This is a genomic window from Aliigemmobacter aestuarii (genome assembly GCF_004799285.1).
Taxonomy (GTDB): Bacteria; Pseudomonadota; Alphaproteobacteria; order Rhodobacterales; family Rhodobacteraceae; genus Aliigemmobacter; species Aliigemmobacter aestuarii.
This window is the reverse complement of record NZ_SSND01000004.1, coordinates 23,653-48,835: the sequence shown is the minus strand read 5'-3', so window position 1 is coordinate 48,835 and position 25,183 is coordinate 23,653. Positions and strand designations below refer to the sequence as shown.

23 protein-coding genes are annotated in these 25,183 nt (G+C 67.1%); 11 read left to right on the top strand and 12 right to left on the bottom strand.

Annotated features, from left to right (window positions below):
* Positions 1 to 38: 38 nt before the first annotated feature.
* From E7811_RS13865 to E7811_RS13855, 3 genes are all read left to right on the top strand, one after another.
* The gene (locus tag E7811_RS13865) at positions 39 to 392 is read left to right on the top strand and encodes a DMT family protein (protein ID WP_136395272.1); all 354 of its coding nucleotides are present in this window, start codon (positions 39 to 41) and stop codon (positions 390 to 392) included.
* Between the two features lie 62 nt (positions 393 to 454).
* The gene (locus E7811_RS13860) at positions 455 to 1,675 is read left to right on the top strand and encodes a multidrug effflux MFS transporter (RefSeq protein WP_136395271.1); all 1,221 of its coding nucleotides are present in this window, start codon (positions 455 to 457) and stop codon (positions 1,673 to 1,675) included.
* Between the two features lie 75 nt (positions 1,676 to 1,750).
* The gene (locus tag E7811_RS13855) at positions 1,751 to 3,151 is read left to right on the top strand and encodes a helix-turn-helix domain-containing protein (RefSeq protein WP_136395270.1); all 1,401 of its coding nucleotides are present in this window, start codon (positions 1,751 to 1,753) and stop codon (positions 3,149 to 3,151) included.
* 210 nt (positions 3,152 to 3,361) lie between these two features.
* Here E7811_RS13855 and E7811_RS13850 read toward each other — a convergent pair whose 3' ends face one another.
* The 5 genes from E7811_RS13850 to betI all read right to left on the bottom strand — a co-directional run bounded on the left by E7811_RS13850 (position 3,362) and on the right by betI (position 8,405).
* Positions 3,362 to 3,598, bottom strand: a complete 237-nt coding sequence (locus E7811_RS13850; RefSeq protein WP_136395269.1) for a YdcH family protein — start codon at positions 3,596 to 3,598, stop codon at positions 3,362 to 3,364.
* A 119-nt stretch (positions 3,599 to 3,717) separates the two neighbouring features.
* A complete protein-coding gene (betA, locus tag E7811_RS13845; protein ID WP_136395268.1) occupies positions 3,718 to 5,364 on the bottom strand; it encodes a choline dehydrogenase in 1,647 nt (548 codons plus the stop codon).
* Positions 5,361 to 6,377 (bottom strand): pyridoxal-phosphate dependent enzyme, encoded by a 1,017-nt coding sequence (locus E7811_RS13840; RefSeq protein WP_136395267.1) that lies wholly within the window; start codon positions 6,375 to 6,377, stop codon positions 5,361 to 5,363. The genes betA and E7811_RS13840 overlap by 4 nt, the downstream gene beginning before the upstream one ends.
* Positions 6,364 to 7,824, bottom strand: coding sequence for a betaine-aldehyde dehydrogenase (betB, locus tag E7811_RS13835; RefSeq protein ID WP_136395266.1), 1,461 nt, complete (start codon positions 7,822 to 7,824; stop codon positions 6,364 to 6,366). The genes E7811_RS13840 and betB overlap by 14 nt, the downstream gene beginning before the upstream one ends.
* The gene (betI, locus tag E7811_RS13830; RefSeq protein ID WP_136395265.1) at positions 7,821 to 8,405 is read right to left on the bottom strand and encodes a choline-binding transcriptional repressor BetI; all 585 of its coding nucleotides are present in this window, start codon (positions 8,403 to 8,405) and stop codon (positions 7,821 to 7,823) included. The genes betB and betI overlap by 4 nt, the downstream gene beginning before the upstream one ends.
* A gap of 121 nt (positions 8,406 to 8,526) precedes the next feature.
* Between betI and choX the strand changes: the two genes are divergently transcribed.
* From choX to choV, 3 genes are all read left to right on the top strand, one after another.
* On the top strand, positions 8,527 to 9,447 hold the full coding sequence (gene choX / locus E7811_RS13825; RefSeq protein ID WP_136395264.1) for a choline ABC transporter substrate-binding protein: 921 nt from the start codon (positions 8,527 to 8,529) through the stop codon (positions 9,445 to 9,447).
* Between the two features lie 89 nt (positions 9,448 to 9,536).
* Positions 9,537 to 10,370, top strand: a complete 834-nt coding sequence (choW, locus tag E7811_RS13820; protein WP_136395263.1) for a choline ABC transporter permease subunit — start codon at positions 9,537 to 9,539, stop codon at positions 10,368 to 10,370.
* The gene (choV, locus tag E7811_RS13815; RefSeq protein WP_136395262.1) at positions 10,367 to 11,425 is read left to right on the top strand and encodes a choline ABC transporter ATP-binding protein; all 1,059 of its coding nucleotides are present in this window, start codon (positions 10,367 to 10,369) and stop codon (positions 11,423 to 11,425) included. The genes choW and choV overlap by 4 nt, the downstream gene beginning before the upstream one ends.
* 45 nt (positions 11,426 to 11,470) lie before the next feature.
* On the opposite strand, the gene topA is transcribed toward choV, so the two are convergent.
* Positions 11,471 to 14,125 (bottom strand): type I DNA topoisomerase, encoded by a 2,655-nt coding sequence (topA, locus tag E7811_RS13810; protein WP_136395261.1) that lies wholly within the window; start codon positions 14,123 to 14,125, stop codon positions 11,471 to 11,473.
* A 567-nt stretch (positions 14,126 to 14,692) separates the two neighbouring features.
* Positions 14,693 to 15,838: a DNA-processing protein DprA gene (gene dprA, locus E7811_RS13805; RefSeq protein ID WP_136395260.1), complete on the bottom strand. Its 1,146-nt coding sequence runs from the start codon at positions 15,836 to 15,838 to the stop codon at positions 14,693 to 14,695.
* A 216-nt stretch (positions 15,839 to 16,054) separates the two neighbouring features.
* Here dprA and E7811_RS13800 point away from each other — a divergent pair, with 216 nt between their 5' ends.
* The 4 genes from E7811_RS13800 (at position 16,055) to E7811_RS13785 (ending at position 19,441) form a co-directional block, all read left to right on the top strand.
* Positions 16,055 to 17,332 carry a 4-aminobutyrate--2-oxoglutarate transaminase gene (locus tag E7811_RS13800; RefSeq protein WP_136395259.1) on the top strand — a complete coding sequence of 426 codons (1,278 nt, stop codon included), beginning with the start codon at positions 16,055 to 16,057 and terminating at the stop codon, positions 17,330 to 17,332.
* Positions 17,333 to 17,577: 245 nt separating this feature from the next.
* Entirely contained in the window at positions 17,578 to 18,294 is a 717-nt protein-coding gene (locus E7811_RS13795; RefSeq protein WP_136395258.1) for an energy-coupling factor ABC transporter ATP-binding protein, read from the top strand.
* Entirely contained in the window at positions 18,269 to 18,868 is a 600-nt protein-coding gene (locus E7811_RS13790; RefSeq protein WP_136395257.1) for an energy-coupling factor transporter transmembrane component T family protein, read from the top strand. Before E7811_RS13795 ends, E7811_RS13790 begins: the two co-directional genes overlap by 26 nt.
* A 30-nt stretch (positions 18,869 to 18,898) precedes the next feature.
* Positions 18,899 to 19,441, top strand: coding sequence for a biotin transporter BioY (locus E7811_RS13785; RefSeq protein ID WP_136395256.1), 543 nt, complete (start codon positions 18,899 to 18,901; stop codon positions 19,439 to 19,441).
* Positions 19,442 to 19,444: 3 nt separating this feature from the next.
* Here the strand turns inward: E7811_RS13785 and E7811_RS13780 are convergent, their stop codons facing one another.
* The 5 genes from E7811_RS13780 to metF form a co-directional block, all read right to left on the bottom strand.
* Complete coding sequence (locus E7811_RS13780) at positions 19,445 to 20,539, bottom strand: thiolase family protein (RefSeq protein WP_136395255.1); 1,095 nt, start codon at positions 20,537 to 20,539, stop codon at positions 19,445 to 19,447.
* Complete coding sequence (locus tag E7811_RS13775; RefSeq protein WP_168733034.1) at positions 20,533 to 21,732, bottom strand: AMP-binding protein; 1,200 nt, start codon at positions 21,730 to 21,732, stop codon at positions 20,533 to 20,535. Before E7811_RS13775 ends, E7811_RS13780 begins: the two co-directional genes overlap by 7 nt.
* Before the next feature lie 5 nt (positions 21,733 to 21,737).
* Positions 21,738 to 22,505: an HpcH/HpaI aldolase family protein gene (locus E7811_RS13770; RefSeq protein ID WP_136395253.1), complete on the bottom strand. Its 768-nt coding sequence runs from the start codon at positions 22,503 to 22,505 to the stop codon at positions 21,738 to 21,740.
* Positions 22,506 to 22,507: 2 nt separating this feature from the next.
* Positions 22,508 to 22,951, bottom strand: a complete 444-nt coding sequence (gene aroQ, locus E7811_RS13765; RefSeq protein ID WP_136395252.1) for a type II 3-dehydroquinate dehydratase — start codon at positions 22,949 to 22,951, stop codon at positions 22,508 to 22,510.
* A gap of 225 nt (positions 22,952 to 23,176) precedes the next feature.
* Complete coding sequence (gene metF, locus E7811_RS13760; protein ID WP_136395251.1) at positions 23,177 to 24,046, bottom strand: methylenetetrahydrofolate reductase [NAD(P)H]; 870 nt, start codon at positions 24,044 to 24,046, stop codon at positions 23,177 to 23,179.
* A gap of 91 nt (positions 24,047 to 24,137) precedes the next feature.
* Between metF and E7811_RS13755 the strand changes: the two genes are divergently transcribed.
* The gene (locus tag E7811_RS13755; RefSeq protein ID WP_136395250.1) at positions 24,138 to 25,043 is read left to right on the top strand and encodes a LysR family transcriptional regulator; all 906 of its coding nucleotides are present in this window, start codon (positions 24,138 to 24,140) and stop codon (positions 25,041 to 25,043) included.
* Positions 25,044 to 25,183: the final 140 nt, after the last annotated feature.

The window sequence follows — 25,183 nt, the reverse complement described above, 5'->3', positions numbered from 1 at the left end:
CCCTGCCCGTCCCATGGCCCTTTTCCCTTTCGGAGCGCGTGATGTCCCTGCCCGTCCCCGTGATCACCATCGGCCTGCTTCTGGCCTCGAACCTGTTCATGACATTCGCATGGTATGGTCATCTGAAGTTCAAGGCGGCCCCGCTTTACCTCGTGATCCTCGTCAGCTGGGGAATCGCCTTCTTCGAATACCTGCTGCAGGTGCCCGCGAACCGGATCGGGCACGGGCATTTCTCGGCCGCCGAACTCAAGACCATCCAGGAGGTCATCACCCTGACCGTCTTTGCCGCCTTCTCGGTGCTTTACCTGAAGGAACCGCTGCACTGGAATCACCTGCTGGGCTTCGGCTTCATCGCAATTGGTGCCTTCTTCATCTTCCACAAATGGGCCTGATGCGCAGCCCCTTGTGCGTTTCGGCCATGGACAAGGCCCCGGCGCAGGCCTAGCCCATGGGAATGTCGGAAAAACTCTTCGTCCGCTTTCTGGACAGAACCACCCCGCCCCACATCGTCACGCTGGTCCTTCTGGCGGGCCTCTCGGCGCTGACGATGAACATCTTCCTGCCCTCGCTGCCTGGCATGGCGGCCTGGTTCGATGCGCCGTATGCGCTGATGCAGCTTTCGGTGGCGCTCTACCTCGGGCTGTCGGCCGCCCTGCAGATCGTGATCGGCCCGATTTCCGACCGCTATGGCCGCCGCAAGGTCCTGATCTGGTCGCTGGTCCTGTTCCTGATCGCCACTGTGGGAACCATCGTCGCGCCGACGGCCGAGATTTTCCTGGCCTTCCGGATGGCGCAGGCCGTGGTCGCCGCCGCGATGGTGCTCAGCCGCGCGGTCGTGCGCGACATGGTGGCCGATGCCGAAGCCGCCAGCATGATCGGCTATGTCACCATGGGCATGTCGATCGTGCCGATGATCGGGCCGGTGATCGGCGGGTTCCTGGACGAATGGTTCGGCTGGCAAGCGAATTTCGCGCTACTTCTGGTCGCCGGTGGCGCGGCGCTGTGGCTGACCTGGTCCGACCTTGGCGAGACGGCGACGATCCGCAAGGTCGGGCTGATGGATCAGGTCCGGACCTATCCGCTGCTTCTGTCCTCGCAGCGGTTCTGGGGCTATGTCCTGTGCGCGGCCTTCGCCTCGGGGTCGTTCTTTGCCTATCTCGGCGGCGCGCCCTATGTCGGAACCGAGATCTTCGACCTCTCCTCGTCCGAGATCGGCGCCCTGTTCGCGCTGACCGCCGTGGGTTATGCCTTCGGCAATTTCCTGGCCGGGCGCTTTTCGGTAAGGGTCGGGATGAACCGCATGGTGCTGTTCGGCACGCTGGTGGTGACACTGGGCATGGGCCTTCTGGCGGTCCTGACGATGGGCGGCCTGCATCATCCGGTGGTCTTCTTCGGGCTGACGCTGACGATGGGCATGGGCAACGGGATGACGCTGCCCAATGCGAACGCGGGCATGCTGTCGATCCGGCCGGAACTGGCCGGCACCGCCTCGGGCCTTGGGGGGGCGATCCAGATCGGCGGCGGTGCGGGCCTTGCCGCGCTGGCGGGCATCCTGATGAAGCCGGGCGCCACGGAACTGCCCCTGGTCCTGTTGATGTTCGGCTCAGCGCTGGCCTCGCTTCTGGCGATCCTCGCGGTGATCCGGCGGGCGCGCCGCCTGGGCGTGATGTCCTGAACCGACCTTCCCGCATCCGGGCCTTGACGCGCTTTGCAAATCCGGCATTGCTTTTGCAAAGCACCGGAGACCGCGATGGCCACCCAGAAACTCTATGCAGGCGTCAAGCTGCGCGAATTGCGCGGGCGGCTGGGGCTTACGCAGAAGGCCTTTGCCGACAAGCTGTCGGTATCGCTGCCCTATCTCAACCAGATGGAAAACAACCATCGCCCTGTGTCGGCCAGCGTCGTGCTGGCCCTGGCGCAGGAATTCGGCTTCGACGTCACCGAACTGACCTCGGGCGATGCCGAACGGATCGTCTCGGACATGCGCGAGGCGCTGGCCGATCCTGTCTTTTCCTCGGCCACCACGCCCCCGGTGGCGGATCTGCGGCTGGCGGCCTCGAACGCGCCCGCCCTGGCGCGGGCCTTCCTGGAACTGCATCGCGCCTATCGCCAGACCCATGAGCGGCTGGCCTCGCTCGACGAGGCGCTCGGGCGCGAGGACGCAAGCCTGCGCCCCAGCCCCTGGGAAGAGGTGCGCGACTTCTTCCATTATTGCGACAACTACCTCGATGCGGTGGACCGGGCGGCCGAACATTTCGCCTGTCCCGGCGGGGTGCGCCGCGATCCGATGCAGGCCGCCGGCGAGACACTGGAACGGATGGGCGTGCGGCTGGCCTACAGCGATGCGCCCGCCATGCGCGCCTATGACCCCGAAAGCCGCAGCTTCACCCTGTCCACCCGCGCCAGCGGCCCAACACAGCGGTTCCAGCTTCTCTATCAGGTCGCGATCCTGACCCAGAACGATCTGCTTGAGGCCACGCTGGATTTCGCCCGCTTCGCCACGCCCGAGGCACGCGACATCGCCAAGATCGGCCTTGCCAACTATTTCGCCGGCGCGGCGCTCCTGCCCTACCGGGCCTTTCTGGACGCCGCCCGCAGCACCCGGCACGATCTGGAACGGCTGGCCGATCTGTTCGGCGCCTCGATCGAACAGGTGGCGCATCGCCTGTCGACGATGCAGCGCCCCGGTGAAAAGGGGATCCCCTTTTTCTTCGTCCGGGTCGATCAGGCCGGAACGATCACCAAGCGCCATTCGGCCACGCGCCTGCAATTCGCCCGCTTCGGCGGGGCCTGCCCGCTGTGGAACGTGCACCGGGCCTTCGAGACGCCCGGCCGTTTCCTGCGCCAGTTGGCCGAAACGCCCGACGGGGTGAAGTATTTCTGCCTCGCGCGCGATGTCTCGAAACCCGGCGGATCGTTCCACGCCCCCACGCGGCGGTATGCCATTGGCCTGGGCTGCGAGGTGCAGCACGCCGGCGCGCTGGTCTATGCCGATGGCATGGACCTGAAGGGACGGTTCGAACCCATCGGGATCAGTTGCCGGATCTGCGAACGGCGGGACTGCCACCAGAGGTCGGTTCCGCCGCTGGAACGCCGGCTGCGCGTCGATCCCGACCGCAGGGATCTTCTGCCCTACGAAATCGCGGACTGACAAGCTTGCGCCACGCGGATGGCGACCGGTGCAGGGGGCGCTGCCCCCTCGGGCCTTTGGCCCTCAGCCCCGGGATATTTGAACCAGAATGAGGCAAGTTTGACTCAAATTGCTTTAAGTCTGGCGGAAATATCCTCGGGGGGGGAATTTGCGAAGCAAAGAGGGGGGCAGACAGCCCCCCTCCTCTTGTGGTCCGAAGATCGCAGCCCGTCAGCCGCGCAGCATCCGGGCGATCTCGTCCTTCACTTGCGACCGCTGGCGGCGCAGGGCCTCTTCCTCGGCCTCGGTGAGAAGGTCCAGCCGGGTTTCGGCGCGGTGCACCTTGTCGTTCACCTCGTCATAGCTTGTCAGCAGCTTGGCGAAATGGGCGTTCGACACCTTCAGCTGATGGATCTTCTCCAGGTCGAACGGGAATTCTTCCTGAAGCGTGTGCGGCGTATTCGACATTCGCGTCTCCTTTTTCTTGTCGTTGCGCCCAAGGTTAACCGCGGGAATCACCGGTAACTTTGACAAGGGTCAATAAGGGTCAACAAAGCGGCATTTTGCGGATCGGATTTGCCGCGGCGTCACCGCTGTGCGACCGACCAGCGCGGGTTGACCCAGGGTTCCAGATTGGCAGGCGCCAGGGGGCGGCGGCCAAGGATATGGTCCGACGCCTTTTCCCCCACCATGATCGAGGGCGCGTTGAGGTTCCCGTTGGTGATGCGCGGGAAGATCGAACTGTCGGCGACGCGCAACCCTTCTACGCCGATCACCCGGTTTTCGGGATCGACGACAGCCATCGGATCGTCGCGCCGCCCCATCCGGGCGGTCCCGCAGGGGTGATAGGCGCTTTCCACATGCTCGCGGATGAAGCCGTCCAGCTCGTCGTCGCTCTGGACCGATGCGCCGGGCTGGATCTCGTGCCGCACGAAGGGCGCAAAGGCCTCTTGTCCGAAGATTTCCCGCGTCAGGCGGATGCAGGTGCGGAAATCGCGCCAATCAGACGGATCGGACATGTAGTTGAACCGGATCACCGGCGTTGCCGCGGGATCGGCGGATCTAAGCGTCACCGACCCGCGGCTGACCGACCGCATCGGCCCGACATGGGCCTGAAAGCCGTGCCCCTCGGCCGCAGCCTTGCCGTCATAGCGCACGGCCATGGGCAGGAAATGATACTGGATATCGGGGTAATCGACCCCGGCCGACGACCGGATGAAGGCACAGGCTTCGAACTGGTTCGACGCGCCAAGCCCCTTGCGGGTGAACAGCCACTGCGCCCCGATCACCGCCTTGCCCCAGAGATTCCAGTACTTGTAAAGCGTTATCGGCTGCTTCGAGGCGAATTGGAGATAAAGTTCCAGATGGTCCTGAAGGTTCGCGCCCACACCCGGACGGTCGGCCACCACGGCGATCCCGTGTTCGGCCAGATGCGCGGCCGGGCCGATCCCCGACAGCATCAGGATCTTGGGCGTGTTGATCGACGATGCAGCAATGATCACCTCGGCGCTTGCACGGATCACCTCGGTCTGGCCACCCCTCGACACCTCGACGCCCACGGCGCGGCCGTTCTCGATCACCACGCGGCGGGCGAAGGCGCGGATCACCTGAACGCCGAAACGGGCCTTCGCGGGCTTCAGATAGGCATTGGCCGCCGACCAGCGAGTCCCGTTCCAGATCGTGGCCTCCATCGGTCCGAAACCTTCCTGCTGCTGCCCGTTGTAATCGGCGGTCACCGGATAGCCGGCCTGTTCCCCCGCCTTGATGAAGGCGTCGAACAGCGGGTTCCGGCGCGGCCCGCGCGTCACATGCAGCGGCCCGTCGCTGCCGCGGAATTCCGACTGCGCGCCGTGGCTGGTTTCCATCCGCCGGAAATAGGGCAGCACGTCGGCATAGGACCAGCCCTGCGCCCCCTGATCGGCCCAGTGGTCGAAATCCTTCGCATGGCCGCGGACAAAGACCATCCCGTTGATCGAGGAAGAGCCGCCGATCACCTTGCCGCGCGGCGTGGCCAGCACCCGCCCGCCCAGATGCGGTTCGGGTTCGGTCTGAAAGCCCCAGTCGTAGATCCCCATGTTCATCGGATAGGACAGGGCGGCGGGCATCTGGATGAAGGGGCCCGCGTCCGAGCCGCCATGTTCGATGACCAGCACGCGCTTTCCGGCCTCGCCCAGACGATAGGCCATGGCGCATCCGGCTGATCCGGCGCCGACGATCACATATTCCGGGGTCATGTTCGAATCTCTTCGCAGGACAGGCAGGCGGCAAAGTGGTCGAAGGTGACATTGCCGCCGGTGACAAGGATCAGGGCGGACCGGCCGGCAAGCGGCAGGTCGCCCGCGAGGGCGGCGGCCAGCGCGACCGCACCCGAGGGTTCGAGGACAAGTTTCAACTGTTCGAAGGCCGCGCGCATCGCATGGGCCACTTGCGCATCGGTCACGACAAGGCCTGTCACACCCGCCGCGCGGGCGGCGGCGAAAGGGGCTGCGCCCGGTTGGGTGGCCTGCAGCGCATCGCAGATCGTGGCCCCGCCTCCGGTCAGGCGCAGCCGTTCCCCCTGTGCAAGCGAACGGCCCATGCCGTCATAGCCCTGCGGTTCCACCGCAAAGATCGCCGCCTCGGGCCGGGCCGCGCGCACGGCAAGCGCGACACCGCCCAAAAGCCCCCCGCCGCCGACCGGGCAGGCCACCACATCGGGCGCCTCGGCGCCCATTTCGGCCATCTGTTCCAGCGCTTCCAGCCCCGCGCCGGCCTGCCCCGCGACGATCTCGGGATCATCGAACGGATGGAGCAGCGTCAGGCCCTCATCCGCGGCAAGGCGGGCGGCAAGCGCGCTGGCGACCTCTTCGCGGGGCCGGTCGCCATGATCGGACAGGACGACACGCGCGCCGAAGGCTTCGGTCGCGCGGCGCTTCATCTCGGGCGCGTCGACCGGCATGACGATCGTCACCGGCACGCCCAGTTCCGCTCCCGCCGCCGCCAGTCCTTGCGCGAAATTGCCCGAGGAATAGGCCACCACCCCGCGCGCCGCCGCGTCCTGTGACAGCCGCGTCAACCGCCAGTAGGCCCCCCGGATCTTGAACGATCCCGCCCTTTGCAGGTTTTCCGCCTTCACGAACAGCCGCGCGGCACCACAGGCGCGCGCCAGATCGGGCGCCTCCAGAAGCGGTGTCCGGCGCGTCGCGGCCCGCGTCACCGCATAGGCCGCCGCCAGATGATCCGGCGCGGGGACGTCAGTAAGGGGCATCGACCGGCCCCATCCCGACATAGACGGACTTGACCTGCGTGTAATGTTCGACCGCCGCGCGGCCGTTCTCGCGCCCGACGCCCGACATCTTGACGCCGCCGAACGGGCCTTCGACCGGCGTCAGGTTATAGGCGTTAATCCAGCAGGTGCCCGCCTGAAGCCGTGCCACCACGCGATGCGCGCGCGTCAGATCGGCGGTGAACACGCCCGCGGCCAGCCCGAACTGGGTGTCATTGGCGCGCGCGATCACCTCGTCCTCGGTGTCGAAATCCAGAACCGCCATGACCGGCCCGAAGACCTCTTCGCAGGCCAGAGTCATGTCGTCGGTCACATCGGCAAAGGCAGTGGGCTGGATGAAATAGCCCTGCCCCTGCCCCTGCCCGGCCCGCGCGCCCCCCGTCACCAGACGCGCGCCCTGCGCCATGGCGCCCTCGACATAGGCCAGCACCTTGTCGAGTTGCGCCTGGCTGACAAGCGGCCCCATCTGGGTATCGGGGTCCAGCGGATCGCCCAGGCGGATCGCCTCGGCCCGTGCCTTCAGGCGGCGCAGGAAATCCTCCCTCACGCCCTTCTGCACGAAGACCCGCGTGCCGTTGGAACAGATCTGCCCGGTGGAATAGAAGTTCCCCAGCATGGCCGCGCCGACGGCGCTGTCCAGATCGGCATCTTCAAAGACGATCAGCGGCGACTTGCCGCCCAGTTCCATCGTCACATGGCGGATGCCCTGCGCCGCGGCGGCATAGACCTTTTGCCCCGTCGGCACAGACCCGGTCAGCGACACCTTCGCCACGCGCGGATCAGTGACAAGTGCGGCGCCCACCGCGCCACGGCCCTGCACCACGTTGAACAGGCCTGCGGGCATTCCCGCCTCGATGAAGATCTCGGCCAGTTTCAGCGCGCCAAGGGGCGTGACCTCGGACGGTTTGAAGACCATCGCATTGCCAAGCGCCAGCGCGGGCGCGGCCTTCCAGCAGGCGATCTGGCTGGGATAGTTCCAGGCACCGATCCCAACGCAAACCCCCAGCGGTTCACGGATCGTGTAGACGAAATCGCCCCCAAGCGGCACGGTTTCCCCGGTCACTGTCGGCGCAAGACCGGCAAAGAATTCAATCGCATCGGCACCCGATGGCCAGTCGGCCACGGTCGTTTCCTGAATGGGCTTGCCGGTGTCCAGCGTTTCCAGTTCCGACAGTTCGGCGTTGCGCGCGCGGATGATGTCCACCGCGCGCCGCAGGATGCGGGCCCGTTCCACCGGCCGCATCGCCCCCCAGGCGCCTTGCGCCCGCGCGGCCGAAGCCAGCGCCCGGTCGATCAGGGCGGGCGTTGCCTCGTGCAGGCGGGCGATCACCTCGCCGGTGGCGGGATAGACCACGTCGATCACCGCGCCTTCGGCATCGTCCACATAGGCCCCGTCGATGAAATGGCTGGCGATGGGTTGGGCCTTCATGCGGATTTTCCTTTCAGCGAACAGTCGAGATAGTCGAACACGGCCGCGACGGCTGCGGTGCTGTCGGGCGCGCCGTGTTTCAGCGCCTCGCGCAGGTAAAGCCCGTCGATCAGCGCGCCCATTCCGCCGGCGATGTCGGCGGACCGGTCCCCGGCCAGGGGGCGCAGGCAAACCATCAGGTTGGAATGGAGCCGCCGCTGATAGACCGCCAGAAGCCGCCGCGCCTGCGGATTGGTCTGGGCCAGCACATAGAAGTTCAGCCAGGCCCCTACCGCCTCGCGCCGGAAGTTCGCAGGCGAGAAGGAGACGCGCAAAATCGCCCGCAACCGCGCCTCGGGTCCTTCGCTGGCGGCCAGCGCCCCCCGCACCTCGGCGCCGTACAGCGTCAGGATGTGGCGCATCGCGGCCAGGAAGATTTCCTCTTTCGATCCGAAGTAGTGATGCGCCAGCGCCGAGGACATGCCCGCGCGCTTGGCGATCTGGCTTACGGTCACGTCAAGGCTGCCGGTGCGCCCGATCTCGACGATCGTGGCTTTGACCAGCGCGGCCTTTCGGATAGGCTCCATTCCGACCTTGGGCATGGCAGGTTCCCAAAAATGACTTGCCAAACCGGGGTAGCGCGAAGTTTATTGACTCGTCAATCAACAACCGCGCAATCCGATGCGATGATGCACGACGCCACAACAGGGAGCCCCTTGAACCATGCTGCGCAAAGCCCTTCTGACCTCGGCCCTTCTGGCCCTGACCACCCCCGCCTTCGCCAATTGCGACAAGGTCGTCTTCTCGGATGTGGGCTGGACCGACATCACCGCCACCACCGCCGCGACCTCGGTCGTGCTTCAGGCGCTGGGGTATGAAACCGAAACCAAACTTCTGTCGGTGCCGGTCACCTATACCGGTTTGGCCGAAGGCGATGTGGATGTCTTCCTTGGCAACTGGATGCCGACGATGGAAGCCGACATCGCCCCCTACCGCGAGGCAGGCACGGTGGAAACCGTGCGCACCAACCTTGTGGGCGCGAAATACACGCTGGCCACCAACGCCGCGGGCAAGGCCCTGGGGATCGCCGATTTCGCCGACATCGCCAAGCACAAGGACGCGCTGGAAGGCAAGATCTATGGCATCGAACCGGGCAATGACGGAAACCGGCTGATCCTCGACATGATCGGGCAGAATGCCTTTGACCTGCAGGGCTTCGAGGTGGTCGAATCCTCGGAACAGGGGATGCTGGCCGAGGTGGCCCGCGCGGGCGCCGACACGCCGATCGTGTTCCTGGGCTGGGAACCCCACCCGATGAACGCCAATTTCGAACTGACCTACCTGTCGGGCGGCGATGACTTCTTCGGCCCGAACTTCGGTGGCGCGGAAGTGGCCACGAACACCCGCAAGGGCTATGTCGCGGAATGCCCGAACACCGGCAAGCTGCTGCAGAACCTCGAATTCACGCTGGCCATGGAAAACGAGATCATGGGCGCGATCCTGAACGACGGGGCCGACCCGATGGAGGCCGCCAAGACCTGGCTTGCCGCCAATCCGGGCGTCCTGGACGCCTGGCTTGCGGGCGTGACCACGAAGGACGGCGGCGACGCGATGGCGGCCGTCAAGGGGGCGCTTGGGCTCTGATCCCTGGCCGATCCTGACCGGAGGCCGGGGGGCGCTGCCCCCCGGACCCCCAGGGATATTTTCACCAGAATGAAGGGAATCGCGCGCCAATGGACTGGCTGACGGACAACAAGATTCCGGTCGGCAAGGCGGCCAAGGTCGTCTTCGACTGGATGAAAGACCATCTGGCGCCGGTCTTCGACGCCATGGGCGCCACGATGGAGGCGCTGATCGACGCGATCCTGTGGCTTTTGCAGACGCCGCCGCCGCTGGTGATCGTGGCACTGTTCGTCGTGCTGACCTATGCGCTGCAGAAATCATGGAAGACGGCCCTTCTGGTGCTGGTGGGCTTTCTGTTCATCCTGAACCAGGGTTACTGGAAACCCACGACCGAAAGCCTGACGCTGGTCCTTTCGGCCTGTGTGGTCTGCATGGGTCTGGGAGTGCCGATCGGGATCGCGGCGGCGCACCGCCCGCGTCTTTACCAGTGGATGGTGCCGGTGCTGGACCTGATGCAGACGCTGCCGACCTTCGTCTATCTGATCCCGGCCATCGTCTTTTTCGGCATCGGCATGGTGCCGGGCCTTATCGCGACGGTCATCTTCGTTCTGCCCGCGCCGATCCGCCTGACCCACCTGGGCGTCACCTCGACGCCGCTGGCCCTGCTGGAGGCGGCGACGGCCTTTGGCGCGACGAAGCGGCAAGTCCTGTGGAAGGTGGAACTGCCCTACGCCTTTCCGCAGATCATGGCGGGGCTGAACCAGACGATCATGCTGTCGCTGTCGATGGTGGTGATCGCCGCGCTTGTCGGCGCGAACGGGCTTGGCGTGCCGGTGGTGCGGGCGCTGAACAGCGTGAACACCGCGCTCGGCTTCGAATCCGGCATCATCATCGTCGTGGTCGCGATCCTTCTGGACCGCATGCTGAGAGTGTCGCGCAAATGACCCGCATCACCGATCCCGCCGAAACCGCCGGGCTGGCCGTGCGGTTCGACAATGTCTCGATCGTGTTCGGCGATCACCCCGACCGTGCCCTTCCGCTGATGGATCAGGGCCAGAGCCGGGGCGAGATCCAGGAGGCCACGGGCCAGGTACTGGGCGTGCACGACTGTTCGCTTGATGTGGCCGAGGGCGAGATCCTGGTGCTGATGGGCCTGTCCGGTTCGGGGAAATCCACGCTGTTGCGTGCGGTCAACGGGCTGAACCCGGTGTGCCGGGGGGCGGTGCATGTCTGCGACGGCAATGGTCTGGTCGATGTGACCCATGCCGACCCGGAAACGCTGCGCCGCATCCGGCTTACACGGGTGGCCATGGTGTTTCAGCAGTTCGGCCTTCTGCCCTGGCGCACCGTGCGCGAAAACGTGGGCCTTGGCCTGGAACTGGGCGGGATGGACAAGGCCGCGCGGCGCGAACGCGTTGACCAGCAGCTGGAACTGGTGAACCTGTCGCAATGGGCCGACCGCAAGGTGGGCGAGCTTTCGGGCGGGATGCAGCAGCGCGTGGGCCTTGCGCGCGCCTTCGCGACCGAGGCGCCGATCCTTCTGATGGACGAACCCTTCAGCGCGCTTGACCCGCTGATCCGGGCCAAGCTTCAGGACGAACTGCTGGAGCTTCAGTCCACCCTGAAGCGCACCATCATCTTCGTCAGCCATGACCTGGACGAAGCCTTCAAGCTGGGTAACCGGATCGCCCTGATGGAGGGCGGGCGGATCGTGCAATGCGGCACCGCGCGCGAGATCATCGCCAACCCGGTCAGCGAATATGTGGCCGATTTCGTGGCGCATATGAACCCGCTGGGTGTTCTGACGGCGGCCGACATCATGGCCGAAGGCACAGGCACAAGCACCGGCCCCGAGGTCGGCCCGGACACGCCCGTCCGCCAGGTGATGGAGATGATCCGCGATGGCGCGACCGAGATCGCCGTGACCGAAGCGGGCCGGCCCTTGGGCCGGATCACCGCGGTCGACGTGATGGCGCGCCTGGTGAACCCGCGCGGCTGAGGGCGCGGGGCCGGAGCGCCGACCGCGCCCGCCATCTTGCGGGGTTCAATCCTTCGCGGGCGATGCCTTTGCCGAAGCCTTCCGCGTGGCGGGCTTGGCCGCCGCAGTCTTTGTCGCCGGTTTCTTTGCCGCAGGCTTTTTCGCCCCCGCTTTTTTCGGCGCAGCCTTCGCCTTGGCGGGCTTTTCCCCTGCGGCCTTGGCGGCGGGCTTCTTCGCGGTCTTGCGGCCGCCCGCCTTTCCGGCCTTCTCGGCGATCAGCACCAGCGCCTCGTCCAGCGTCACGGTTTCCGGCGCGGACCCTTTCGGGAGGGTCGCATTGACCTTTTCCCATTTCACATAGGGGCCGTACTTGCCGGGCATGACGACGACGGGCCCGCCGTCGGGGTGATCACCCAGCACGCGCAGCGGCTCTGCCGCAGCCCCGCGCCCCTTGCCGGGGCCACGCGCCGCCTTTTCGGCCAAAACCTCGACCGCGCGGTTCATGCCGATGGTGAAGACCTCCTCGACATCCGGCAGGTTGGCATAGGTCGACCCGTGCTTCACATAGGGACCGAAGCGGCCGATCGCGGCCTCGATCACCTCGCCATCATCGGGATGCGGCCCGATCCGGCGCGGCAGGTTCAACAGCATCAGCGCGCGTTCCAGCGTCAGGCTTTCGGGCGACCAGCCCTTGGGCAGGCTCGCACGGGGCGGCTTGGGGCTTTCCGCCGTGGCCTCGCCCTTCTGCACATAAGGGCCGAAGCGGCCCGCGCGCAGCGTGATCTCGACCCCGTCCTCTTCACCCAGAACCCGTCCATCGGCCGTCACGGCATCCTCGGCACCCGAGATCGGGCGGGTATAGCGGCATTCGGGATAGTTCCCGCAGCCGATGAAGGCCCCGCCCGACCGCGCGGTCTTCAGGTGCAGCCGCCCGGTTCCGCAGGTCGGACAGGCCCGCGGATCGGCCCCATCGGGGCGCGGCGGATAAAGATGGGGTGCCAGGAAATCGTCGATCTTTTCCAGCACCTCGCCGATACGCAGATCCGACGTCTCGCCGACCGCGGCCGAAAAATCGCGCCAGAACCGCGCCAGCACTTCCTTGTAATCCCGTTCGCCCGCCGAGACATCGTCAAGCTGGGCTTCCAGATCGGCGGTGAAATCGTATTCCACATAGCGGCGGAAGAAGTTCGCAAGGAAGGCCGTAACCAGCCGCCCCTTGTCCTCGGGGATCAGGCGGTTCTTGTCCTTGCGGACATATTCCCGATCCTGGATCGTCGAGATGATCGAGGCATAGGTCGAGGGGCGACCGATGCCAAGCTCTTCCATCCGCTTGACCAGCGTCGCCTCGGTGTAGCGGGGCGGAGGCTGGGTGAAATGCTGTTCGGGCAGAACGCCACGCTTTTCGGCGGCCTCGCCCTGCATGATCTGGGGCAGGCGGCCTTCGTCCTCGCCATCGTCGTCGCGGCCCTCGTCATAGACCTTGAGGAACCCGTCGAACAGCACCACCTGGCCCGTCGCGCGCAGGCCCACCTGGCCGTCGGGGCTGGTGATGTCGACCGTCGTGCGTTCCAGCCGGGCGGCGGCCATCTGGCTGGCGATGGTGCGTTTCCAGATCAGGTCATAAAGCCTGCGCTGGTCAGGGTCGGCCAGGCGCAGTTTCTCGGGTGCGGCCGACATGTCGGTGGGGCGGATGCATTCATGCGCCTCCTGCGCGTTCTTGGCCTTGTTCTTGTACATCCGGGGGCTGTCGGGCACATAACCCGGCCCGAAGCGGTCCCTGATCTCGTCCCGCGCGGCCATCACCGCCTCGGGGGCCATGTCGATGCCGTCGGTCCGCATATATGTGATGTGCCCGGCCTCATACAGGCGCTGCGCCGCCGACATCGTGGCCTTGGCGCCGAAGCCCAGCTTTCGGCTGGCCTCCTGCTGCAGGGTCGAGGTCATGAAGGGCGGCCAGGGGTTCCGGCTGGCGGGTTTCGATTCCACGCCCGAAACCGTCAATGTCCGGGAAGTGACAGCCTTGACAGCCAGTTCCGCCGCCTCGGCTGTGGGTATGTCGAACTTGTCCAGTTTCTTCCCGCCCAACACGGTCAGGCGGGCCTGATATTCCTGCCCGCGCGGGGTGGCCAGCGTGGCGGTGACGGTCCAGTATTCGCGGGCACGAAACGCCTCGATCTCCATCTCGCGTTCGACGATCAGCCGCAGGCAGACCGATTGCACCCGCCCCGCCGACTTGGCACCCGGCAGCTTGCGCCACAGGACAGGCGACAGGGTGAAGCCCACCAGATAATCCAGCGCGCGGCGCGCGAGGTAGGCCTCGACCAGGGCATCGTCCACCTCGCGGGGGGCCTTCATCGCCTCGGTCACGGCGGATTTGGTGATCGCGTTGAAGGTGACGCGACTGACCTTCTTGCCCTTCTTCAGGCTGGGGGCCAGCGCCTCTTTCAGATGCCAGGAAATCGCCTCGCCCTCGCGGTCGGGGTCGGTGGCAAGGATCAGCGTGTCGTCGGTCTTCAACGCCTCGGCGATCGCGCGGACATGCTTGCGGCTTTCCGGCGCGACCTCCCATTTCATGTCGAATTCGTTCTCGGGATCGACCGAACCATCCTTCGGAGGCAGGTCGCGGACATGGCCGTAGGATGCCAGAACCGTGTAGTCGGAGCCGAGATATTTGTTGATTGTCTTGGCCTTGGCCGGAGACTCGACGACGACGACTGCCATTGGAACCCTTTCTTCGGCCTCGTCCGGGCACGATCCGGCGAGGGTCGGCAAAATGTGGGGGAACGGGGCACAATGTCAATGGAGGCTGGAATTGGCGGGGACAAGGGCGCGTTCGCCGCAGGGAAAGGAGGCCCGGCAAGGATGCACGCGCCCCCAGAGTTCGCCCACGCCTTGCCCGGCAACTGACACGCTGTCGGCACCTGATACGGCGAAATGCCGGCACGGCCCGCCCTGCCGCCCCCGCTGTTCTTCGCCCGACTTGGCCCGCCCGACTTGGCCCGCCCGACTTGGCCCGCCCGACTTGGCCCACCCGATCTACCGCTCCCGACCTGCCGCAAGAGGCCGGCCTGCCCCAAAGCGGCGCTTGCCTGGCGCCGGCATGCCACCATGCACGCTGTTTCCTTTGGGGCCAGCCTTCCGGTGACCGGCCGCAGACGATCAGCAGCGGTTGACCGATCCGAGACCGTGCCGAAACCGCCGCGCGGGGCGACATCCAAGCCGCGCGGCAGGCCCCCTTTGGCCAACCGTCATCACCCTGCCGTTCCGGAGGCGTGCACCCAACGACGCCTACACCGCCCGCGCCAAAAGCCCGCCCGCCTGCCGGATGACCCGGCCTTCCAGCTCCAGCGTCAGAAGTTCGGGCGCGACATCCGCCGCCGGAAGCGCAAGATCGCGGATCAACTGATCCTCGGCCAGGGGCGACGGGCCGAGACGGTCAAGGATCTGCTGGTGCAACCCGGCGGTTTCCCCCAGCGGGCGGCGTTCCGGCACGGGGCCGGGCAGCGGCGGATGGTCCGGCAGGCGCGGTGCACGTTCCGCAATCGGCGAAAGGCCCATGGCCTCCACCACATCGGCCGGGCCGCGCACAAGGGTGGCCCCGTCGCGGATCAGCTGGTTGCAGCCTGCGGCGCGCGCATCGAACGGATGCCCCGGCACTGCCATCACATCGCGCCCCTGATCCCCCGCCTCGCGTGCGGTGATCAGGCTGCCCGACCGCGCCGCAGCCTCGACCACCACGACCGCACGGGCGAGGCCCGACACGATCCGGTTGCGCAGCGGGAAATGCCGCGCCTGCGGCTCGCAGCCCATCGGCTGTTCGGAAATCACCGCGCCCCGTTCGCGCAGATCGGCGGCCAGACGCGCGTTTTCCTGCGGATAGTCCACGTCCACGCCGCCGGCCTGAACGGCGACCGTTCCTGTCGGCATCGCCGCCTCATGCGCCGCCGCGTCGATCCCGCGCGCCAACCCCGAGACGACGACAAAGCCCGCCTGCGCCAGCCCCTCGGCCATCCGCCGCGCCATGCGCAGGCCCAGGGACGAGGCATTGCGCGCCCCCACCATCGCCACCATCGGGCGCGACAAAAGCTCGATGTCGCCCTGCACCCACAGGACGGGCGGCGCATCCGGCAGGTCTGCCAGAAGCCGGGGATAGGCCGCTTCCCCGTGACAGACCAACCGCGCGCCCTTCAGCCGCGCCGCCGCCATTTCATGGTCGACGACCTCGACCGGACAGGGGGCATAGTTATCCACCCCGGCGGCGCGGGCCACCTCGGGCAAGGCGGCAAGGGCAGCCGCGGCACTGCCATGTTCGGCCAGCAGCCGGTGGAAGGTCACCGCGCCGACCCGGCGCGACCGGATAAGGCGCAGCCTGTCGGCCCTGTCCGCCGCATCGAACCGTCGTGCGCTTCCTGCCAGTCGATCGTCCCGTGCCATGGCCCGCCCCTTCGCGAATCTCCTCCAAGGCTGGACCGGCGTTGGTTAACGGCAGGTAAACCCCGCCTGCACCAAGCCCCGGCGTCGGCTGGCCTGACGACATCACGGAACTGGAGCCATCCCGGCCCCGAATGACGATTGAAGCGCAGGCCGAACTTTGATCAAATGCGTGCCGATCATTCCCGCGGTCCTGCGGGACAGGAACGGAGACTTGCGATGCAGAACGCAGAAGTGGCCAAGCGCCGGGACGAGGCGATTTCCCGTGGTGTGGGCATGATGACCCAGATCTATGCCGACCGGGCGCTGAACGCCGAAGTCTGGGACATCGAAGGCAACCGCTATATCGACTTCGCTGCCGGGATCGCCGTGGTCAACACCGGCCATTGCCACCCCAGGGTGATGCAGGCCGTGGCCGACCAGATGGGCCGCTTCACCCACACCTGCCACCAGGTCATGCCCTACGAGAATTACATCCGTCTGGCCGAACGGCTGAACGACAAGGTGCCGGGCGATTTCAAGAAGAAGACGATCTTCGTGACCACCGGGGCCGAGGCCTGCGAGAACGCGGTCAAGATCGCGCGCATTGCGACGGGCCGGAACGCCGTGATCGCCTTCGGCGGCGGCTTCCACGGCCGGACGTTCATGGGCATGTCGCTGACCGGCAAGGTCGAACCCTACAAGAAAGGCTTCGGCGCGATGATGCCCGATGTCTTCCATGTGCCCTTCCCGATGGATGTGCACGGGATTTCCACCAAGGATGCGATGTCGGGGATCGAGAAGCTGTTCAAAGCCGATCTCGACCCGGCGCGCGTCGCCGCGATCATCTTCGAACCGGTGCAGGGCGAAGGCGGCTTCTATCCCGCGCCGACCGATCTGGTGAAGGCGATCCGCGCGCTCTGCGACAAGCATGGCATCGTCATGATCGCCGACGAGGTGCAGACCGGCTTCGCCCGGACGGGGAACCTTTTCGCCATGGAAGCCCATGGCGTGGCCGCGGACCTGACGACCATGGCCAAGGGCCTGGCGGGCGGCCTGCCGCTTGCGGCGGTGACCGGCCGGGCCGACCTGATGGATGCGGCCAACCCGGGCGGCCTTGGCGGCACCTATGCCGGCAACCCGCTGGGCATCGCCGCCGCCCATGCTGTGCTGGACGTGATCGAGGAGGAAGACCTTTGCGCGCGGGCCAATGAACTGGGCAGCCGACTGAAGCAAAAGCTGGAATCGCTGCGCGGCACCACGCCCGAGATCGCCGACATCCGCGGCCCGGGTTTCATGGTCGCGGTCGAATTCGCCAACCCTTCGTCGAAGGAACCCGACGCGGGCTTCACCGGACGTGTCCGGATGGAAGCGCAGAAGCGCGGCCTGATCCTGCTGACCTGCGGCGTCTACGGCAATGTGGTCCGCTTCCTCGCCCCGATCACCATTCCGGACGCGCATTTCACCGAGGCGATGGGCATCCTGGAAGACGCCATCGCGGCCGCGCAGAAAGGCTGATCCACCGGGTCTCCACGGTCGAGGAAGAGAGGGGGGCTGTCTGCCCCCCTCTTTGCTTCGCAAATTCACCCCCCGAGGGTTTTTTCGTCAGGTTGAAGGACAATTTGATTCAAATGCGCTTCAACCTGGTGAAAATACCCCGGGGGTGAGGGCCGCAAGGCCCGAGGGGGCAGAGCCCCCTTTTTGCATTGCCCGGCCCGAGAGCGGGCGTTAGACGGAAGCCGTGGAGCCAGGGGGCCGCGGGCATGGGGATCGTACTGGACGGGGTGGACTACGCGGTGATGGGGCGGCCCATCCTGCAGGGCATCTCGCTGGCGCTGGACGAACCGCGCATCGGGATCGTCGGGCGCAACGGATCGGGAAAGACCACGCTGTTGCGGCTGATTGCGGGGCTGGTCGCGCCCACGACCGGGCGGGTGGCGGTGGATGGGATCGATCCAGCCCGCGACAGGAAGGGCGTGCTTCGGCGTCTGGGCATCCTCTTTCAAAACCCCGATCACCAGATCCTGTTTCCGACCGTGGCCGAGGAACTGGCATTCGGCCTGCGCCAGATGGGGCAAGAGGCCCGGGCGGCGGAGGCGGCCGTGATGCGACTGCTTGAGGCGGAGGGACGCGCGCATTGGGCGGGTTCTGCGACCTCGACGCTGAGCCAGGGGCAGAAGCAATACCTGTGCCTGCAGGCGGTCCTGATGATGGAACCGGGGACGATCCTTCTGGACGAACCCTTTGCCGCGCTCGATCTGCCCACACGTGCCCGGATGGCGCGGCGGCTGTCTTCGCTTGCGCAGCGGCTGGTCACGATCAGCCATGACCCCGAGGCGGTGGTCGGGTGCGACAGGGTGATCTGGATCGAGGCGGGGCGGGTGTTTGCCGACGGGACGGCCAACGAGGTACTTCCCGCCTTTCAGGATGCGATGCAGAGACTGGGAGCCGGTGATGCTGACATTGACATCGCCGGTTGAAACGCGCCTGCATCGGCTGCCCGCAGGCGGAAAGCTGGCCGTTCTGTGCCTGTTCTCGGCCGGGCTGTTCCTGTTGCGGTCGCCCGTCTGGCTGGCGTTGTGCCTCGCCGTGGTCGCGCTTTTGCACCTTACCGGCGGGCGCGATCTGGCATGGCGCGGCCTTGGCGCGCTGCGGATCCTCTGGCCCTTCGTCGTGATCGTGACGCTCTGGCACGGCTGGACAGGTGCGCTGGTTGAGGGGACGGCGATCATCCTGCGGATGCTGGCGGCGGTGGCCGCGGCCAATCTGGTGACGATGACCACCCGCCTTTCCGACATGATCGATGTGCTGAGCCGGGTGATGCGCCCGATCGCGCCGGTGCTGCCGCCGCGAAGGCTGGCGCTGGCGGTGGCGCTGGTGATCCGTTTCGTGCCGGTCCTGTCGGCGCGGGTCGGTCAGATCGTGGATGCCCATCGCGCCCGCAGCCCCCGCCGCAGGCCGGGCTGGCGCGTCCTGGCGCCGGCGGCGCTGGCGGCGCTCGATGACGCCGACCGCGTCGCCGAGGCCTTGCGGGCGCGGGGCGGTGCGGGCTAAGGAGGGCCCGACACTGGATGGAGTCCGCCGATGGAACGCAGCCTTTCCCACATCGCCCTGTTCACGGCCCTGATCGCGGTCCTCGGGCTGGTTCCAAGGATCGACCTTGCGGCGGGCGTGCCGATCACGGCGCAGTCGCTTGGCATCATGCTGTGCGGCACGATCCTTGGCGCGCGGCGCGGGGCCCTGGCGGTTCTTCTGTTCCTGCTTCTTGTCGCGCTTGGCTTGCCGCTTCTGGCCGGTGGGCGCGGCGGCCTTGGTGTCTTTGCCTCGCCGACGGTTGGGTTCCTGCTGGGCTTTCCGGTCGCGGCCTTCGTCGCGGGCCTGATCATGGAACGCACCACTCTGGCCCCGTTCTGGGCGGCGACCGCGGGGGCCGTGATCGGCGGGATCGGCGTTCTTTACCTCTTCGGGATCACGGGGATGGCGATCATGCTGGGCAAGAGCTTTTCCGAAGCCAGCGTCCTTGCGCTGGCCTTCCTGCCGGGCGACGTGCTGAAGGCGGTTCTGGCGGGGTTGGTCACTCAGGCGGTGGCGCGGGCGCGCCCGGCCTCGCTTCTGGCGCGGGGCTGAAGCTCAGGCACCGCGCAGCACCATCGCCGCACCGATCCCCCCGGCCGAAGCGATGGCCGCAAGGCCTGTGGCACCGGGTGCGAGGTCGTGAAACAGCCGAACCGCAAGGATCGCCCCCGACGCCCCGATCGGATGGCCCCGTGCCAGCGCACCGCCGCGCGGGTTGACGATGGCCGGGTCGATGCCCGCACCTTCGACGCAGGCGATGGCCTGGACGGCATAGGCCTCCATGATCTCGGCCTGCGCAAGATGCGAGGCGCGCAGCCCGGCAGCGGCGAGGGTCTCAGCAATCGCGGGCACCGGCGCAAGGCCGGGTTGGTCCGGGGCAGCCCCCAAGGTCCGGGCGGCAAGGATCGCCGCGCGCCGGGCCCGGGGCGGGACAAGATCGTCGCGCACCAACAGGACAAAGGCGGAGGCATCGGCCGCGACGGCCGCATTGGCGGCGGTGACAGCACCCGTGACCACCGGCGCACGGGCGGCTAGGCGGGGCGTGAGAGGCCGGGTGAACCCGTCTAGCCCCATGCCTTCCAGCGGCAGGATTTCCACCGCCAGACGATCCGCCGCCGCGCGGGCCCTGGCATGGCTTTCGATCGCCCAGCCGTCGGCCCAGTCGCGCGATATGCCAAGCGACCGGCCAAGTGCGTCGGCGGCCTCGGCCATGTCGGGGTCGCGGTCGGGCCAGGGGGTGAAGGGGGGCTGCTCATAGGCCACCGGCGGCTGGCCCGGCGCGGTCGCAAGCCGGATCGGACGGCGCGACCAGCTTTCCGCGCCGCCTGCGATGACCACGCCCGCCTGACCCGAGGCGATCAGCGCCGCGCCAAGGCCGATGGCCGAAAGGCCGCCCGCGCATTGCTGGTCGATGCTGATCCCCGCCACGCGTTCGGGCAGGCCCGCCGCAAGCGCGGCGACCCGCGCGGGGTTGCCACCGCCGCCCAGGGCATTGGACAGGATCACCTCGTCCACCCGGTCCGCGGTGATTCCGGCATCGTCAAGGACGGCGCGGATCACGGGTGCGGCCAGCTCATGCGGCGCAAGCCGCGCGAAGGCGCCGCCCCGTGGCATGACGGCAGTGCGGCGCGCGGAAAGGATCGTCACCATCGAAGCTCCCTTTCAATCGCCTGCAGGTCCGTCTTGCCCGAGGGCAGCTGCGGCCAGTCCGCCTGCCACCAGCGGATCGTTCTCGGGGAAAGCATCGGCCCGAAGGCCGCCCTGAGATCGACCAGCAGCGCTGCCTCGGCGGTCGGGTCGCCCCGGATCACGGCGACAAGAACAAGGCCGCGCGCGGCGTCGGGCCTGGGCAGGACAGCCGCCTCTTCCACCCCCGGACGGGACAGAAGGAACGTCTCCATCTCTTCGGGGTGAAGCGTCTGTTCAGCGACGCGGATCGCCCGGCCGATCCGGCCGGACAGGAACAGGTATCCACCGTCCATCCGCCCAGTTTCCCCGGCGCAGACCCAGCCGTCGCGCCAGCGTGCCCCGCCCGGCTCACCGGCATAGCCAAGCGCCAGATAGGGTGACCGCGCCCAGATCGCGCCATCGGGATCCAGCGCGATCTCGACCCCCGGATAGGCCGCACCGACGGACCCGCGCGGCGTGTCTGCATCGGTCACGGTCAAAAAGCTGGTTTCGGAGGCGCCGTAGAATTCACGCTGCACGGCCGAGGGGAAAAGCAGCGCCATCCGGTCCTTGAGCGCAGGGTCCAGTTGGGCGCCGCCCACGATCAGGTGACGCAGGCCGGGGCACGGGCGCGCCGTGGCCGGAAGGCTGCGAAGTTGCGCGGGTGTGGCATAAAGATGCGTGATGTCCCTGAGGGCCAGCGCCTCGGCCTGCCGGTCGGGGCGCAGCCGGTCCAGAAGATGCGCCTCGGCCCCGAGGTGCAGCGCCTCGATTGCGGCATAAAGGGCAAGGGAATGGACAAGCCGCCCCAGAACCGCGACCCGCGCACCGGGTCCGATCCCGAAAAGGCGGGCGTTCACGTCGAATGAAGCGATCCACGAGGCCTGCGTGCGCAGGATGCGGCGCGGCGTGCCCGAGGTGCCGCCCGAAAGGGTTTCCAGAACGGGCGCCCCGGCCGGTACCCGGTCGGCACGGGGCGAAGGCGCACCGGTCGCACCGATGCGGAAGGCGGGCGATCCGATGGCAGAGCGCAGCGCGGCGACCGCGTCTGCATCGGCCAGCACCCCCCCTTCGCAGGGGCCCGCCGGGCCGAAAGCCCGCCCTGCCCCGTCGATCAGCCGCGCCGCATCGTGCCAGCGGAAGATGGCGCCGCCTGGCTGCCCTGCCCCGGTCAAGCGGATCAGCCCCGGAAGGCCGAGGACAGCGCCCGCGCCCCCTGCCCGAGGATCGACAGGTCCATCCCCACCGCCGTGAAGGTCGTGCCCCAGTCGATGCACTGGCGCGCGAAGGCAGGGTCCAGCGTCAGGATGCCCGCGGGCTTGCCTGCCGCGGTGATCCGGCGGATCGCTTCTTCGATGCGGGCCACCACGGCGGGGTGCGATGACTTGCCCGGATACCCCATCGAGGCGGCAAGGTCCGCAGGCCCGATGAACAGCGCATCAACCCCGTCAACGGCGCAGATTTCTTCGATCCGGTCGACCGAGACATCGGTTTCCACCTGAACGATCAGGCAAAGTTCCTCTTCGGCGCGGGCGGCGTAATCGGCGACCGTGCCGAACCGGCTGGCGCGCGTGGCGCCCGCCACGCCACGGATGCCGCGCGGCGGATAGCGCATGGCGCGCACCGCGGCCTCGGCCTCGGCTGCCGACTGGACATAGGGGATCAGCAGCGTCTGCGCGCCCAGATCCAGAAGCCGCTTGATCAGCACCGTGTCGTTGGCGGCGGGGCGCACCACGGGCGCCACCGGATAGGGCGCCATCGCCTGCATCATGGCCAGCGTGTCGGGCACGTCGGTCACGGCGTGTTCGGTGTCGATCACCAGCCAGTCGAAACCGGCCCCCGCCAGAAGTTCGGCCACCAGCGGGCCGGGAATGGAATTCCACAGGCCGATCTGCTGGCGCCCCTCGGCCAGCCCGCGCCTGAACAGGTTCACCGGCATGTCGGCCATCGTCATTTCCCCTTCACCAGCGTCGCCATGCGCCGCAGGGCAAGCTGATAGCCTTCGGTGCCGAAGCCCGCGATCACCCCGTCCGCCCGAAGCGAGACGTAGGAATGGTGCCGGAAGGCCTCGCGCTTGTGGACGTTGGAGATATGGACCTCAAGCACCGGGCCGTCGAAGGCGTTCAGCGCGTCGAGGATGGCCACCGACGTGTGGGTATAGGCGGCGGGGTTGATGATGACGCCCGCGCCTTCATCGCGCGCCTGGTGGATCCAGTCGACGATCTGGCCCTCGTGGTTGGACTGGTGGAAGCGGATCGACAGGCCCAGATCCTCGGCCAGGGCGGCACAGGCATCGGCCACGTCCTCCAGCGTCGCGCGGCCGTAGATTTCGGGCTGGCGCTTGCCCAGAAGGTTCAGGTTCGGGCCGTTCAGGATGAAGATGGGCTTGGTCATCGGTTCGCCTTGGTTCGGGCAGGAATGCGGGACGGCATCGCGGCCCCGTTTCGCGGTCGTCCGACCTTAGCCGAACCGGACGGCGGGGCAAGGCTTCGGGCGCGCGCGGCACGCGGAAAATCCCGCTACCGCCCCCGCGGCCCGTCCGTGCCTGTCCGACGGCAGCAACAAAAAACGCCCGGTGGCTGATCCTCCACCGGGCGCAAGATGACTGGAAAGAGCCTGTCAGGCCACCTTTTCCAGCGCCACCTCGGGGGTAACACCAAGGGCGTGACACACGTCACGCGTCAGATTGGGACGGTTCAGGGTGTAGAAGTGCAGGTCTTCCACCCCTTCCGAAATCAGCGTGTCGCACAGTTCGGTGCAAAGCGCGACCGACAGCAGGTCCTCGCGCCCGTCGCGGGCAGCGGCCGCATAGGCCTCGTCCAGCCAGGCGGGAACCTGCGCGCCGCAACGCTGTGCAAAGCGCTTCACGCCGCCGAAATTCTCGATCGGCAGGATGCCCGGAATGATCGGCGCGGTGATTCCCTCTTTCACGCAGAGATCGCGGAAGCGCAGGAAGGTTTCGGCCTCGAAGAAGAACTGCGTTATCGCGGCAGAGGCGCCCGCGTCGATCTTGCGCTTCAGCCAGCGGACATCGGCCAGTGTATCGGCGGCATCGGGATGGGGTTCGGGATAGGCGCCCACCCGCAGGGTGAAGCGACCGGTCGCGGCCAGCGCCTCGATCAGTTCGATCGAATTCGCGAAACCTTCGGGATGGGGGTTGAAGCGTGCGGCCCCTTTCGGGGCGTCGCCGCGCAGCGCCACGATCTGCGTGACACCGGCGTCGGCATAGGCATTCGCGATTTCCAGCGTCTGGGCCCGGCTGGCATCGACACAGGTCAGATGCGCGGCCACGTTCAGCCCGTAGGACTTGCCGATCGTCGTCACCGCGTCATGCGTCAGCTTGCGGGTGGTCCCGCCCGCGCCATAGGTGACCGATACGAATTCGGGCGACAGGGGCGCCAGCATCTGCACCGTTTCCCACAGCCGGAAGGACGCTTCGAGCGTCTGCGGCGGGAAGAATTCGAAACTGATGCGCGGCGTCTGGGACATGGAACTGCTCCTGTTTTCTGCCTCTCTTGTGCCGGAAAGCCGGATGTGAGACAAATTCATAATTCTCAACATCAATATGAAACTCACTCACATGCATATCGAACTGCGCCACCTCAAGACGATCCGCGCGATCCATCAGGCCGGGGGGCTGTCGCGCGCCGCCGACATCCTGAACATGACGCAAAGCGCGCTGTCGCATCAGGTGAAGGGGCTTGAGGATCAGGCCGGGGTGGAATTGTTCGTGCGCCGGTCGAAACCCATGCGCCTGACGGCCGCGGGGCAGCGGATGCTGCGGCTGGCCGACCGCATCCTGCCCGAGATCGAGGCGCTGGAAGAGGAATTCGCGGCGCTGCGGTCGGGCAAGACGGGGCGGCTGCACATCGCCATCGAATGTCATGCCTGTTTCGACTGGCTGTTCCCGGTGCTGGAACGGTTCCGCCATGCCTGGCCCGATGTGGATGTGGACATTCGCGCAGGCCTTGCCTTCGAGGCGATGCCCGCGCTTCTGCGCGAGGAAGTCGATCTGGTGATCTCGTCCGATCCGGTGAAACTCGATGGCGTCAGCTTCAACCCGCTGTTCGACTATCATCCGACCTTCGTCGCCTCGGCCCAGAACGCGCTGGCGGAAAAGGCGATGATCGAGGCCGAGGATTTCCGCGACCAGACGCTGATCGCCTATCCGGTCCCGCGCGACAAGCTGGATGTCTTCACCGAGCTTCTGACGCCCGCGCGGGTCGAGCCCCGCGCGATGCGGGGCGTCGAACTGACCGCCGTGATCCTGATGCTGGTCGGATCGAACCGGGGCGTGGCGGTCCTGCCCGACTGGGTGCTGCGCACGATCCACACCAATGCCGATTACGTCACCCGCCCGCTGGGGCCCCGGACGGTGACGAAACGCCTTTACGCCGCGACCCGGAGCGAGGACGTGAGCCAGCCCTACATGGCCCATTTCCTGCGGCTGGGGCGCAGCGAGCCCGTCAAGCTGCAGCGCGGCTGAGATGCTGGCCGGGTGGGTTCACACCCCCCGGACCCCCACCCCACCCCCCGCGGGATATGTGCGCCAGAATGAATGACGGCCGGGAGGCCTTCACAATCGCGGTTCGCGCGTGTAGGGCAACGGTTTGAACCCGAACGCCT

What these genes read in the sequence shown, in the direction of transcription:
- E7811_RS13860 (WP_136395271.1), top strand. Translation starts at nt 455, where the DNA reads ATGTCGGAAAAACTCTTCGTCCGCTTTCTGGACAGAACCACCCCGCCC.
- E7811_RS13855 (WP_136395270.1), top strand. Translation starts at nt 1,751, where the DNA reads ATGGCCACCCAGAAACTCTATGCAGGCGTCAAGCTGCGCGAATTGCGC.
- E7811_RS13850 (WP_136395269.1), bottom strand. Translation starts at nt 3,598, where the DNA reads ATGTCGAATACGCCGCACACGCTTCAGGAAGAATTCCCGTTCGACCTG.
- betA (WP_136395268.1), bottom strand. Translation starts at nt 5,364, where the DNA reads ATGACCCCGGAATATGTGATCGTCGGCGCCGGATCAGCCGGATGCGCC.
- E7811_RS13840 (WP_136395267.1), bottom strand. Translation starts at nt 6,377, where the DNA reads ATGCCCCTTACTGACGTCCCCGCGCCGGATCATCTGGCGGCGGCCTAT.
- betB (WP_136395266.1), bottom strand. Translation starts at nt 7,824, where the DNA reads ATGAAGGCCCAACCCATCGCCAGCCATTTCATCGACGGGGCCTATGTG.
- betI (WP_136395265.1), bottom strand. Translation starts at nt 8,405, where the DNA reads ATGCCCAAGGTCGGAATGGAGCCTATCCGAAAGGCCGCGCTGGTCAAA.
- choX (WP_136395264.1), top strand. Translation starts at nt 8,527, where the DNA reads ATGCTGCGCAAAGCCCTTCTGACCTCGGCCCTTCTGGCCCTGACCACC.
- choW (WP_136395263.1), top strand. Translation starts at nt 9,537, where the DNA reads ATGGACTGGCTGACGGACAACAAGATTCCGGTCGGCAAGGCGGCCAAG.
- choV (WP_136395262.1), top strand. Translation starts at nt 10,367, where the DNA reads ATGACCCGCATCACCGATCCCGCCGAAACCGCCGGGCTGGCCGTGCGG.
- topA (WP_136395261.1), bottom strand. Translation starts at nt 14,125, where the DNA reads ATGGCAGTCGTCGTCGTCGAGTCTCCGGCCAAGGCCAAGACAATCAAC.
- dprA (WP_136395260.1), bottom strand. Translation starts at nt 15,838, where the DNA reads ATGGCACGGGACGATCGACTGGCAGGAAGCGCACGACGGTTCGATGCG.
- E7811_RS13800 (WP_136395259.1), top strand. Translation starts at nt 16,055, where the DNA reads ATGCAGAACGCAGAAGTGGCCAAGCGCCGGGACGAGGCGATTTCCCGT.
- E7811_RS13795 (WP_136395258.1), top strand. Translation starts at nt 17,578, where the DNA reads ATGGGGATCGTACTGGACGGGGTGGACTACGCGGTGATGGGGCGGCCC.
- E7811_RS13790 (WP_136395257.1), top strand. Translation starts at nt 18,269, where the DNA reads ATGCTGACATTGACATCGCCGGTTGAAACGCGCCTGCATCGGCTGCCC.
- E7811_RS13785 (WP_136395256.1), top strand. Translation starts at nt 18,899, where the DNA reads ATGGAACGCAGCCTTTCCCACATCGCCCTGTTCACGGCCCTGATCGCG.
- E7811_RS13780 (WP_136395255.1), bottom strand. Translation starts at nt 20,539, where the DNA reads ATGGTGACGATCCTTTCCGCGCGCCGCACTGCCGTCATGCCACGGGGC.
- E7811_RS13770 (WP_136395253.1), bottom strand. Translation starts at nt 22,505, where the DNA reads ATGGCCGACATGCCGGTGAACCTGTTCAGGCGCGGGCTGGCCGAGGGG.
- aroQ (WP_136395252.1), bottom strand. Translation starts at nt 22,951, where the DNA reads ATGACCAAGCCCATCTTCATCCTGAACGGCCCGAACCTGAACCTTCTG.
- metF (WP_136395251.1), bottom strand. Translation starts at nt 24,046, where the DNA reads ATGTCCCAGACGCCGCGCATCAGTTTCGAATTCTTCCCGCCGCAGACG.
- E7811_RS13755 (WP_136395250.1), top strand. Translation starts at nt 24,138, where the DNA reads ATGCATATCGAACTGCGCCACCTCAAGACGATCCGCGCGATCCATCAG.